This window comes from Bacillus sp. 5mfcol3.1 (assembly GCF_900114335.1).
GTDB lineage: Bacteria > Bacillota > Bacilli > Bacillales > Bacillaceae_G > Bacillus_A > Bacillus_A thuringiensis_S.
Map to the genome: position 1 here is coordinate 1 of NZ_FOST01000031.1, position 10,027 is coordinate 10,027.

The following is a 10,027-nucleotide window of genomic DNA, read 5'->3' on the forward strand; positions in this document are numbered from 1 at the left end:
TGTGCATACCAATGAACATAATGAAACAACCTTGTTCTTAGAGTTAGTTTAGTAAATTTACGCAATGAGGAGCTGTTAATAATGGAGCAGTTAACTATCTTTGACGTAATGGATGAAACTAAAAATAAGCTTTATGAGGTATTAGAGAAAAATGGATTAAATTATAGAATTCATAAATACTATTTATATTCGGATTATGAGGGAGCTGTTCAATATTATTATATAAGAACAACTGATAATACAATTATTGATTTGTGTCTCTCGGATTTTCCAGAAATTTTCGCTATCCATAAAGGGTTTAGTGATAAAGAAATTAGAAAGATTTACAACTGGAACTTATAAGCTATATAAATAACAAAGTACTGGAGGAATGATGAATGAAGATTGCTGTATCGGAATGGAAAGCGTTGAAAAAAGAAACAAAGTTAAAGCTATTGCGTTATGCGATGCTAGAAAGCAAATATAAGTATGCAAAATAAAAGCTCTTCATTTGCAAAAGCAAACAAAGAGCAAAGTCATGAGTGACCGTCTGGGAAAGAAATTGGCAGGTTTCTTTCCTCTATATTTTAACATATAAAAAGTTGTAGAGAAAAGGGGCATGTAGAATGGAAGAAGGGCGTATTTCCTTTCAGCAAGGGGTTAAAGAATTTCTTATTATGATGGTCTGTTTTTGGTTCATTATGTTTCTCATGTATGGTGAAAGCCTGTTACAATAGAATGGAGTCGAAAGTCTAAATACCCTTAGGTAGCTCTCATAGGTGTAAGATCTATGGGGGCTTTTTCATTACAGTATATAATAATTTCACGTACCGTAATATTTAATAAAAAATAAAACACATAAACAATAGTCTACATTTATTTTTGTGCTTAATTAATCCGCTTAATGGATTCTGTCTCGTCTATTTTGGATACTATCTTATGTGAAATAGCGATATTAATTTTATATCGGATAGATTTTTTGCGAAATATGTACCTAGAGCTGTCTTTCAATTTAAATATGATAGTATTACACTTAGTATGAGCCTTATATTTTATTATTTTGTACTAATCATGGGGGAATGTATATGCGTAAATTGTTCAGTGGAAAACGTGTACTAGAAAGAGAAACAAACGAAGGTTCATCTTATTTTGTAGTACCAGAAGAGAAATTTCAGAAGTATGTGGTGCTATGGGGATATTTAATCCCACACGGAGTTTTCAATCAGCCTAATAAATGGGTAAATACATATACGATAAGCCCTTCGGATACATATGTTTTAGTAACAGAATTCAATCCTAAAGAGTATGAATATATGATTTATGAAGAAACAAGGGTTGCTAGACAATTGCATCAAATATTAGAACCTTATGGAATAGATATTAATAATGAATTTGAAAAGTTCGTAGAGTTAGAAGAGATTCCTGAAGCAGCCATAAGCAAAGTAAAGGATTGCTTAATGGAAAAAAGGTGTATGAATGATTATCCAGAAGACTTTCCAGTAGTCGACGGCTATGAATATATAATTGAGGGCGAGAAAAAGAAACTCATTATTGAAACTGAAACTTATCATGATGATGATACACTATATGACCAAACGGGGAATTTTGATCGCAATTATATCGTTGAAACTTATCGTAAGACAGTTACAAATGGATTTATTTATGTATTTAAAACGCATGACAATGAATGGTATCAATATTATGCAGCAGACGCTAGTAAAGACTGTTGGATCATGAAAGAAGTATATGATGATGAATTAGACGATTTACCAATTTCATCTTATGAACTTATTGAAACAGAGAAACGTGAAATTCCAGAAGAAGATTTAAAGGCTAATATTAGTTGGGAAGAATTACTCGATCCGAATAGGGAATGTGATTTCTATTACTCTGATAAAATGTTTGCAATGAGTTTCTTGGCTAATGAGGGAAGATATAATGTAGTAAACATTGACGGGGAATGGAAAAGATATAGTGAAATGGTCTTTAAAGGAGAAGAACCGTTTTCTAAATGGGATGATTTAGTATATATTGGGACAGCTAAACAAGGGGCAACTGAAGGAAAACAATTTACCCAAGAAGAAATGATGCAATTCGCAGTGTATATGCGAGAAAAGAGAGAGAAGTCATCATTGCATTAATCAAAGGGGTGTACGAATTAAGATATTTCAACCCTGGATTGATGAGAAATGATCTAGACCAGGAAGAAGCAATACAAATGTTAAATTATTGATACAAGGAGAGATAGGTTTCATGCTCAAAAAATTATTAGAAATATTCCGTGGCAGTAAATCGACAAGGAATAAATCAAATGAGCATCAAAAAATTATTCCGTATTCAAATAATAAATTAAATAATGCGCATCTAGAATTCTTAAAATATATAAATAAAACAGATTATACTAAAGTACCAAGCTATTGGTGCGAACATATAGGGAAGATAGATGCCACAATATCTGAATTACTACATATGAAACTGTTAACAAAACCTAATGAGATTCAATTGCTTGAAACCAATACTGTAAAAACATTAAAAGAATTAGCAAAAAAGAATGGAATAAAGGGATATTCTAAATTAAAAAAATCCGAAATTATTGAAACTCTTATACAAAACCTTTCAAAAGAGAATATTTATCAAGCACATAAAAATCTGACTATGTATGTATTAACACCGGATGGTGAAAAACTCGTTAATGCCTACAAGGAACAGAAAAATACAGAACGTAACCAACTCATATTTCGTATTGCCCAGTGTATCGAAGATAATAATTTGATAGCAGCAGCTAAAGCAGTTATTAAATATGAACAACAGCAAGTGTTCAATAGAGGATTAGGTATTGATTGGAATACTGTTGAACCTAATCAGTTATTGAATACAAGTAGTGAAATTTTCAACTTAACTTTTCATGATCTTGATAATACAGAAGAATTTAAAAAATTAATAAAAAAACATCTAATTATCGGTGAGTTACTAGGAGAGGAAATTGGTGAAATTTCCAATAGCTTTTTAGCTGAAACTACAGAAGAAATTAAATGCTCTTCATTAGAAAGTTTCCTAAAGAATCCTCATGGTGGATATGCTAGTAGAATGAATTCGAGCAATAATGATAAGGTAGAATTATATTTACACTATGTACTGTTTAAAGCGTCAAATCAAAAAAGGTTAAACAATTTGTTATCTGTTAAAGCTGGAGATGGAATAGAAATATTAAAAACAGAGAGTCCTGAAGAGTGCTCAATTTGCGGAAACGTAAAAAATATATACTTATGGGACGAAGTTGAATATATTCCAAAACTACCCCTTCATTTTGGATGTCGGTGTTTATATATTGCTTATTTTAAGCAGAGTAACTATTAGGGGTCACCATATCATTTCAGGAAAATTGTACGTTTAGACACAATTTGGACACGAATTAATCGATTTCCTGTACATTTAGAAATCGGCAATTTAATTTCAACTTATATCCGTCATCAATTTAACATTCACTGAAGGATATGTACTAAATGATTTGTTCTGTTAAAGCTGTCCACAAAAATAGGTAACCCTTCATCTCTATCAACCTAAGAAAGCAATTACATTCTATAAAGAAAAGACACCCACACGGGTGTCTTTTTATAAATTGAACCACTTCAATTTATTTTCGTACTTAATAAGTTTCTTAAGAACATGTTAAATCATAGCTATGCGTATAAATTTCAATTAAAATGCCAAAAGGATCTTCACAAAATACCATTTTAAATGGTTTCTCACCTGGATAATTTTCACGAATTGGCATTCTTTGTTTTCCGCCATGCTCTACAATTTTTTTTGCTAATCCTTCAATATCTGGATCTTGTACAGATAAATGAAATACACCCGTTTTCCAATATTCAAGATTATTTTCAGGTTGTTCGTTATTTGGAAATTCAAATATCTCAATTCCTACTTTATCAACTGTAGAAAGATGAGCGATTTTAAAACTTCCCCACCCAGCTCCAAAAACATCTGTGCACATTTCTCCAATTGAACTATCATCTTCTATTACTTCACCTGGTTCCTTAATTACATACCAGCCTAAGACCTCTGTGTAAAATTTTACAGCCTTTTCAATATCAGGTACGGATATTCCTATATGTGAAAATGAGCGTGGATATACTTGATTAGTCATAAATAAAATTCTCCTTAATTTCTTTTTCGCTTTAGTATACATAGAAAGAAAACACCATGTAATTAGACGATATAATGTAGCCTTTGATACACAACCAAATAAAAAGTGTATGTTTTAAAAAAGATTGATTCTTTTTGTCTCCTCTTCACAACTAACGCATGAATATGTTAATAAAAGCTAATTTACAAATAAACTATACAACCTTTTTCTTCTAATTTTTCTAACCACTTCGGTATTTTTAAGTTATGATTCCATCTTAAATCTAAACGTTCTAATCCTTCGATTTCCATCAAAGAATCCGGAAGCTCAATCAATTGGTTACTCCTTAAATCTAATTCTAATAAATTTACTAGCTTTCCTATTCCATTGGGCAGCGTAGTCAATTGGTTATTTCTCAAATTCAAACGTCTTAACTTTTTACATTGGCTGAGTGAATTTGGAACCCGTTTCAAATGATTTTCTTCTACATCCAATACTCGTAATAAAGGAAGATTCCCAAAGATCTCTGGTAGAGTGCTGAGTTGATTGTTTTTCAAATAAAGCTCTTTAATATTAGTTAACATGGTACAGCTCTCAGGTATCTTTTTAAGTTCGTTATTCATTAAGCGTAACTCTATTAGGTTGACTAATTCACCAATTTCTCTTGGTAATTCATTCAATTTATTATCACTTAGATTTAAATATTTTAATTTTTTAAGACTTTTGATTCCCAGGGGAACCGTTTCGAGTTTATTATTATGAAGATACAAATAATCCTCTAGATTCACAAGATATTCTATTTCAGATGGAATTGTTTCAATCTGATTGTGTCCTAAGTCCATCATTTTAAGTTCTTTTAAACTTTTTATATAAGCAGGAATTTTTTTTAGTTCATTAGCAGAAATATTTAACACTTTTAAATTGTTCATTTTATAGATTTCTTCTGGAATTTCTCTAAACGTATTATCAAAAAGATTAATATCTGTAATTTCATTCAAAGATAAGTTTATGTCTGGTAAAGAATTTAATTTAGCATGAGGTAAGCTGATTTTCATTTAATCTCCTCCGATTAATTAGACTATCAATAAATATAGCCTATTTATATCAAAAGTAAAGCACCTTTATCCTATTATTTTAGGGATAGCGTGAAGAAAATGGGCTTAACCGTGTAAATCCAATGGTTCTCAGATTGAGATTAAGATAATCGGAATTTTTTGAGGCTACCTCATGTCCAGAAAATTGTATGTTTCTATACACGTTAATATGGAACAAAAAATTATAGGATTTCTCCTTTTTTCGTGTTCAAAAACCTTGTAAACTTATCTATGTTCAGATAAATATCTGAAATTAAGTTGTTGAACAAAAGGAGAGAAAAAAATGAAGGTTGGATATGTTCGAGTATCTACAATTGATCAAAATTTAGACTTGCAAATTGATGCTTTGAAATCTTATGGATGCGAAAAAATATTTCAAGATAAATTGAGTGGGATTAAAGATAACAGACCAGGCTTAGAGGAAGCTCTTCAATATGTAAGACCTGGTGATTCTTTGGTAGTTTGGCGATTAGATCGCTTAGGTCGTACTATGCGACATCTTATTCAGATTGTTAATGAATTGAATGAACGTGGGATTAGTTTTTATAGTGTTCATGAAAATATTACAATGGATCGTTCAAGTGCTACTGGTCAACTTATGTTTCATTTATTTGCTTCTTTTGCGGAATTTGAACGTAACTTGATTCGTGAACGAACTGAAGCCGGTAGAGTTGCTGCACGAGCAAGGGGAAGATTTGGTGGGAGACCAGAGAAATTAAAAGACAAGGAAATAGACATGATACAAACCCTTGTCGCTAATAAAACCCCTATTAAAGATATAGCTCAAATGCTAGAGATTTCTCGTACTACGGTTTATCGTTATTTAAATAAATAGGGGGAACTAATATGGTAACAAGGGAACTTCTCACTTCATCACAAAGGGCGTATTTTTATGAAATTTCTGAAGGCATGGATCAACGAGAGATAGTACGTTATTATACAATATCTGACGAAGAATTAAAGATTATAAATAGGCAGCGAGGAGCCGCTAATAAACTAGGATTTGCTATACAAATTGCTTACTTACGCTTTCCAGGGAGACCATTATCTGCAAATGAAAAAGTTCCGGATTTTATTGTACATACGATCGCTAAACAATTAAGGATTTTACCTTCAGCTATACAGAACTATGCACGAGGTCGTGATGCAACTCGGCGGGAACATTTGAGTAAAATTAGAAATACATTAGGGTTTCGGACATTTACTTTAAAAGAATATCGAGAGTTAGCACGCTGGCTTCTGCCTATGGCAATGAAAACAGATCAAGGACATCTTTTAGTAGAAGCTCTTATTACAGAAATGAGAAAAAGAAAAATTATTCTACCGGCCATATATGCAGTTGAACATTTAGGATGGGCTGTACGTGAACGAGCACATAGAAAGATTTTCAAACAATTAACACGAGATATTACCTCTTCTCAATGTAAGCAACTAGACAAGTTATTAAGTGTAGGAAAAGGATACAAGTTTTCATATTTATCATGGCTTCGACAACCTTCAGGTGTTGTTTCAGTTAAAAATTTTCACAAGATTATGGATCGAATAGAGTTTATCCAAAAATTAAATTTACCTTTAGATAACGGGAGAGAAGTGCATCAAAATCGATTGCTACAGATGGCACGTGAAGGATCGCGTTATTCCAATCAACATTTATCCAGATTTCATGAGCTCAAACGACATGCAACTCTTATGGCCTTTCTCATTCATATATATGCTTTTTTAACAGATCAAGGAATAGAAATGCTTGAGAAACTAATGGGCAGAATGTTTAATCGTGGGGAAAAGAAACATAAGGAACATTTTCAAAAGGACGGAAAAGCGATTAACGAAAAGGTTCGTTTATACGCAAAAGTTGGAAAGGCGTTAATTGAAGCAAAAGAGTTAGAACAAGACCCATTTGAATCTTTACAATCTATCATTTCATGGGAACAATTTGTACAATCAGTGGAACAAGCTGAAGAGTTAGCCAGACCGGCAGAATTTGATTATTTAGATCTGCTAGATAATCATTATGGGCATTTTCGGAAATTTGCACCTAGATTATTAAGAACTTATGTATTTAAAGCATCTAAGGCAAGTAATACTTTATTTCAGGCTTTAGAGATGTTAAAAGAAATAAACCTAGAAGGAAAACGAAAAATTCCTGAAACAGCTCCAATGGATTTTCTTAAGTCGAAATGGTTCAAACATGTGATTAAAGATGATGGTATTGATCGTCATTACTATGAGTTCGGTATCTTTTCAGAATTATGTAACCATCTTCGTTCTGGAGACATGTGGGTCGTAGGAAGTAGACAATATAAGGATTTTGAAGAATATCTTTTACCTCAAGAAAAATGGAAAGAATTAAAGGGGAAAAACCAAGTTTCACTAACAATTCCAACCAATATAGATCAGTATTTACAAGAACGATTTGAGTTAATGGAAGAGCAACTTTCTAAGGTAAATCATTTGATTCAAAATCAATTATTGTCAGATGTTGAAATCTATGCAGATAAAATACAAATTGCATCTTTAAAGAAAATGATTCCGGATGAGGTCGAAGATCTAACTAGACTTATTTATAGTGTATTACCGCGTATTAAATTAACAGATCTATTAGTAGAAGTAGATAGCTGGACCCATTTTAGCAAACATTTTGTTCATCTTCATACTCAAACTGAGCCAAAGAATAAATCCGTATTATTCGCAGCTATTTTGGCTGATGGAATTAATCTTGGTCTCTCAAAAATGGCAGATGCATGTCCAAATATATCTTATACACAATTAGCTTGGATATCGGATTGGTATATAAGGGATGAAAATTACTCCAGAGCTCTTGGAGCGATCACTGATTTTCAGCATAAATACCCGTTTTCATCTCATTGGGGAGATGGTTCGACTTCATCTTCTGATGGACAATTCTTTAGAGCTGGTGGTCAGTCTAGTCCATTGGCACAAGTAAATGCAAAACATGGTAGGGATCCAGGATTAAGTTTTTATACACATATCTCTGATCAATACGCTCCATTTTATGTACAAGTTATTAGTTCTTCAGAAGAAGCTCCACATATTATTGATGGCCTGCTATATCATGAAACAGATTTGGAAATTGAAGAGCATTATACGGATGCAGCAGGCTTTGTAGATCATGTTTTTGCCATGTGTCATATGTTAGGATTTCGATTTGCTCCTAGAATTAAAACGTTTAGTAAAAATAAAATTTATACTTTTGAAAAGCCCTTAAATCAACCGCATCTAGACTTTATGATTGGTGGAACAATTCATACAAAGAAAATAAGAGAAAATTGGGATGACTTATTACGATTAACTAGCTCTGTTCGTAATGGAACAGTCACAGCTTCTCTGATTCTCAAAAAGCTTGCGGCCTATCCAAGGCAGAATAGCTTATCTGTAACTTTGCGTGAGATTGGAAGGATTGAAAGAACTTTATATACATTAGAATGGTTGCAGAGTCCTGAGCTTAGAAGACGTGTACAGGTTGGTTTAAATAAAGGGGAAGCAAAACATGCACTTGCTCGAGCTGTATTTTTTAATCGATTAGGGGAAATTCGTGATCGTTCTTATGAGGACCAACTACATAGAGCGAGTGGTTTGCAACTTCTTATTTCAGCAATTGTATTATGGAATACGGTATATATATCACGTGCAGTAGATTCTTTACGTGCAAAAGGCGTGGAAATTCCAGAAGAACATTTGCAACATATATCTCCACTTGGATGGGAACACATCACGTTGACAGGTGATTATGTTTGGAACTTAAATCAAAAAATAAATTTCAATCATTTAAGACCATTACGAGACAAAAGTCCTATCATAAAGTGATAAAATAAATAACCAGTTCCTTAACGTACAGGGAACTGGTTAAAATGTGTCCAAATTATGTCTAAACGTACAATTTTCCCGAAATGATATGGTGACCCCTATTAGTAGAAATTATCTCCTGTTGCAGAATCCTTAAGTTATTAAGGATTCCTTTTTTGTATCTAAAATCCAAAAACAAAAAGATAAGATCCGGTAACAGGATCTTATCTTTAGCACAAGGAGTAAACAAAAGGATAACCATCATATTATTATTATAATTTACTTTTTGTTAATTTTGAATATTAAAACCATAATTAACAAGTATATCTATATTGAGAAATTTATTACAAAATTAGTTATAAAATGATTCAAAACTTCAATGTAAACTTTTATCAAAAAGTTTACATTCATTCCCCCTTAAAGATTGACTTTTATCTAATTTCACTGATATCATAAAAACACACAAAAAAGTATACATTCAAATCATTGAAAACAAAGGGATTGAAAAACAGATGGAGAAAAAGCAACATTTAATTGATGTACAACCAATTCGGAGCAAAGAACAGCTCGAAGATATGAAATGGTCTCTTAAACGTCATTGTTCAGATCGAGATTACATTTTGTTCCTAATTGGAATCAATACAGGATTGCGTGTAAGTGATTTACTTAAAATGGAAACGAATGAGATTTTAAAACTGAAGCGAAAAAAACGAAAAGAATTTAAAGTGAAAGAAGGAAAGACAAAAAAGGAGCGTATCATAAATATTACATCCATTTTTGAGGAAGTACTTCCATATGCTGAAGATCTAAAAAGTACCTGGTTATTTCCTTCTCGAAAAGGTGATAAACCTATTAGTAAAATTCAAGCCTATAGACAGTTACAAAAAGCCGGAGATTTTGCCGGAGTTGAATCTTTAGGAACTCATACCATGCGTAAAACATTTGGATATTGGTTTTACAAGCAAACAAAAGATATTGCTATGTTACAAGAAATATTGAATCATAGTACACCACAAATTACACT

At 32.2% G+C, this 10,027-nt stretch carries 8 protein-coding genes; 6 read left to right on the top strand and 2 right to left on the bottom strand.

Annotated elements, in window-relative coordinates; genetic code table 11:
* Positions 1-81: 81 nt before the first annotated feature.
* The 3 genes from BM089_RS29870 to BM089_RS29880 all read left to right on the top strand — a co-directional run bounded on the left by BM089_RS29870 (position 82) and on the right by BM089_RS29880 (position 3,336).
* The gene (locus BM089_RS29870; protein ID WP_000436961.1) at positions 82-342 is read left to right on the top strand and encodes a hypothetical protein; all 261 of its coding nucleotides are present in this window, start codon (positions 82-84) and stop codon (positions 340-342) included.
* 722 nt (positions 343-1,064) lie between these two features.
* Positions 1,065-2,120 (top strand): hypothetical protein, encoded by a 1,056-nt coding sequence (locus BM089_RS29875; RefSeq protein ID WP_090979066.1) that lies wholly within the window; start codon positions 1,065-1,067, stop codon positions 2,118-2,120.
* A 112-nt stretch (positions 2,121-2,232) separates the two neighbouring features.
* On the top strand, positions 2,233-3,336 hold the full coding sequence (locus tag BM089_RS29880; RefSeq protein WP_090979069.1) for a Rho termination factor N-terminal domain-containing protein: 1,104 nt from the start codon (positions 2,233-2,235) through the stop codon (positions 3,334-3,336).
* Positions 3,337-3,637: 301 nt separating this feature from the next.
* Here BM089_RS29880 and BM089_RS29885 read toward each other — a convergent pair whose 3' ends face one another.
* Together BM089_RS29885 and BM089_RS29890 are read right to left on the bottom strand one after the other, a co-directional pair.
* On the bottom strand, positions 3,638-4,126 hold the full coding sequence (locus BM089_RS29885; protein WP_090979072.1) for a lactoylglutathione lyase family protein: 489 nt from the start codon (positions 4,124-4,126) through the stop codon (positions 3,638-3,640).
* 182 nt (positions 4,127-4,308) lie between these two features.
* A complete protein-coding gene (locus BM089_RS29890; RefSeq protein ID WP_090979075.1) occupies positions 4,309-5,160 on the bottom strand; it encodes a leucine-rich repeat domain-containing protein in 852 nt (283 codons plus the stop codon).
* A 322-nt stretch (positions 5,161-5,482) separates the two neighbouring features.
* On the opposite strand from BM089_RS29890, the gene BM089_RS29895 reads away from it, so the two are divergent.
* The 3 genes from BM089_RS29895 to BM089_RS29905 all read left to right on the top strand — a co-directional run.
* Positions 5,483-6,034: a recombinase family protein gene (locus tag BM089_RS29895; protein WP_090979078.1), complete on the top strand. Its 552-nt coding sequence runs from the start codon at positions 5,483-5,485 to the stop codon at positions 6,032-6,034.
* Between the two features lie 11 nt (positions 6,035-6,045).
* Positions 6,046-9,024: a Tn3 family transposase gene (locus BM089_RS29900; protein ID WP_090979082.1), complete on the top strand. Its 2,979-nt coding sequence runs from the start codon at positions 6,046-6,048 to the stop codon at positions 9,022-9,024.
* A 491-nt stretch (positions 9,025-9,515) separates the two neighbouring features.
* Positions 9,516-10,027: tyrosine-type recombinase/integrase (locus tag BM089_RS29905; protein ID WP_090979085.1), on the top strand; the 512-nt coding region annotated here is incomplete at its 3' end.

What these genes read in the sequence shown, in the direction of transcription:
- BM089_RS29900 (WP_090979082.1), top strand. Translation starts at nt 6,046, where the DNA reads ATGGTAACAAGGGAACTTCTCACTTCATCACAAAGGGCGTATTTTTAT.
- BM089_RS29895 (WP_090979078.1), top strand. Translation starts at nt 5,483, where the DNA reads ATGAAGGTTGGATATGTTCGAGTATCTACAATTGATCAAAATTTAGAC.
- BM089_RS29890 (WP_090979075.1), bottom strand. Translation starts at nt 5,160, where the DNA reads ATGAAAATCAGCTTACCTCATGCTAAATTAAATTCTTTACCAGACATA.
- BM089_RS29880 (WP_090979069.1), top strand. Translation starts at nt 2,233, where the DNA reads ATGCTCAAAAAATTATTAGAAATATTCCGTGGCAGTAAATCGACAAGG.
- BM089_RS29875 (WP_090979066.1), top strand. Translation starts at nt 1,065, where the DNA reads ATGCGTAAATTGTTCAGTGGAAAACGTGTACTAGAAAGAGAAACAAAC.
- BM089_RS29885 (WP_090979072.1), bottom strand. Translation starts at nt 4,126, where the DNA reads ATGACTAATCAAGTATATCCACGCTCATTTTCACATATAGGAATATCC.
- BM089_RS29870 (WP_000436961.1), top strand. Translation starts at nt 82, where the DNA reads ATGGAGCAGTTAACTATCTTTGACGTAATGGATGAAACTAAAAATAAG.